Below are 2,202 nucleotides of genomic sequence, written 5' to 3'. Positions count from 1 at the left end.
AATAGCACTGATACGTTGTGGATTAATTATATAGAGCAGAGTAGTACATTTAAAAGTCAGTTTCCAGATACGGTAAGGAGTTTTATGCTTCTGCCTACTCAACTAGAAAGAAGTATTTATACCGTTACTGGCGAAAATGCTGCTACTGCACCAGATATTTATGAAAATAGAATAGATATTTTTGAAAACTTAGAAATCGCCACCATAAAAAGTTATTATCCAGATACGACAGGAACACAGTATTTTGATACTTCTTTTGTAGAAAAAGATTTTTTGAGCCGAAATTATTGGGAATATTTCATAGATAAAAATCAAGATGCAGGAGTGTATTTATTTAAAATTGAAAACTCTGATTTAGAATAAACAATTGTTCACCATACAATAAAGCTAGTAGCAAATTGGTTAAGTTATAAATTAGAGAATAATTTGACTATCCACTCAAAGTTGGGATTATATTTGCTCATTAAATTAGTTAGTAGGCAATTTGTCCGTACTGAGATATAATTTGTAGAAATAAAACCTCTTTTCAAGTTTTTATTTTTACCCTCATTCTCTAATGAATCCTATCCTAGCAGAGAAAAAATAAGTTTTTATGTTAAAAAATAAGATACTTTTTGATTAACAACGTAGTGTCTGTATCTTTGTATTCATTAGAACGAACTTGAGTAATTTCGTAACATATTGGATATTAAATAGTTATATAACAACAGGATATTTTAATATATTCTCTATAACTAATCAAGTAACATAAAATATTCCTTACTTAGTTACGTTATTTTTTTACTACATGAGAAATATCTTCTTTTTAATTATTTTTTCGCTAGGTACTGTTCCTTTACTATCAGCAAGCCTTATAGCTCAACACTCTGGAGGAGGATTAGAAGAGTATGTACAAGCTGAAACGTTTAGAGCAAAAAGACAATATACTACAGCTATTTCTCTTTATGATAAAGCGATAGCGAAAGACCCTAAAAACTATAAATACTTTGTACAGCAAGGCAAGTGTTATTATTTGCTTAAGCGTATTGATGATGCGATTGAGTGTTTGGAAAAAGCAACCCAACTAAAGCAAGACCATGTAGAATCTTACATTGCACTTTCAAAATTATATGGTTACAAGGGTAATATCAATAAAGTAATACAGTATTTGAGTGCAGCAGCTCAGTTTGAAGATAATACACAACGCCGTTTGTCGTACAGGCTACATATTTTAAAACTTTTATATTCGAAAGAAGAAGTTGTAGGCTTTCCTGTTCATTTGCACGATGCTCGCTCGCTTGCTCCCCAAAACACACATGTTTGGTATTTTTCAGCTTGGTATCACAATCAAGAAAAAGAATATGCACAAGCCATTACTGATGCAGAAGCAGGTCTGAAACTATTAAGTGATTCGAAAGATGCTCCTCGTTTTTATTTTCAGTTGGGATATGCTCTTCATCAGATTGGAGAATATGAAAAAGCAAAAGAGGCTCTAGCAAAAGCAAATGTTGGTTCATTTAAGGAGAAGGTATTTAAGATGATGCCTAACTATCAGTATAGATTAGCAATAGCATACCATACAATTTTTGAATATAAAACTTCTAAAGAGTACGTACAACAAGCCTTAAAACAAGACCCTAACTATACTAGAGCTAATGAACTAGGGGGACAATTAGCTGTACAGGAAATCAATCACACACCTGTCATAGAACGACTGAAAGATGCTGTCAGTCATGCAAAAGATTATGATACAAAGGCTCGTTCGTATTCAGAGTTGGCACTTCTACAATTCCAAAATGAAAACTATACAGATGCTATACAATCTTCTGATTCTTGTCTAATTATTCAACCTTTGCGTTACGATGTTCGCTTTTTGCGTGCTGTTTCGCTTTTTCACTCAGGAAAGGCAGAAGAGGCAATTACAGAGATGCGACAACTTTCTCATTTGAGCAATGTCCCTCCTAACTTACAAGCTCAATTTACATTCGCTACTGGAGTAATGTATAGGAAAATAGGTAAAAATGATTTTGCTATCCAATACTTCAAAAATGTAAAGCATGGCGATTTTAGATATGCAGCACAGGAAGAAATGAAGAAAATTAGTAGTCAGTAGATTCAGTTACCAGTTACCAGTTATCAAAATGAAACTGAATCTTGATTTTCTTAGTATAAACTCTAGCATTTTAATCCAAAAAAATGTTTTTGATATTTTCATTCATAATT

Annotated in this window: 2 protein-coding genes; both read left to right on the top strand. The window is 32.3% G+C overall.

Going from position 1 to position 2,202, the window contains the following annotated elements; translation table 11 throughout:
- A partial coding sequence (locus tag QZ659_RS20230) for a hypothetical protein (protein WP_291728873.1) occupies positions 1–363 on the top strand: 363 nt, incomplete at its 5' end.
- Between the two features lie 424 nt (positions 364–787).
- Positions 788–2,092 (top strand): tetratricopeptide repeat protein, encoded by a 1,305-nt coding sequence (locus tag QZ659_RS20225; protein WP_291728871.1) that lies wholly within the window; start codon positions 788–790, stop codon positions 2,090–2,092.
- The last annotated feature ends 110 nt before the right edge of the window (positions 2,093–2,202 follow it).

The sequence above is a fragment of the Bernardetia sp. genome (genome assembly GCF_020630935.1).
Lineage (GTDB): Bacteria > Bacteroidota > Bacteroidia > Cytophagales > Bernardetiaceae > Bernardetia.
Note: the sequence above shows the minus strand (reverse complement) of the source record. Positions and strands in the feature narration are given on the sequence as shown.

Coding starts and splice junctions, on each gene's coding strand:
- QZ659_RS20225 (WP_291728871.1), top strand. CDS start 788: ATGAGAAATATCTTCTTTTTAATTATTTTTTCGCTAGGTACTGTTCCT.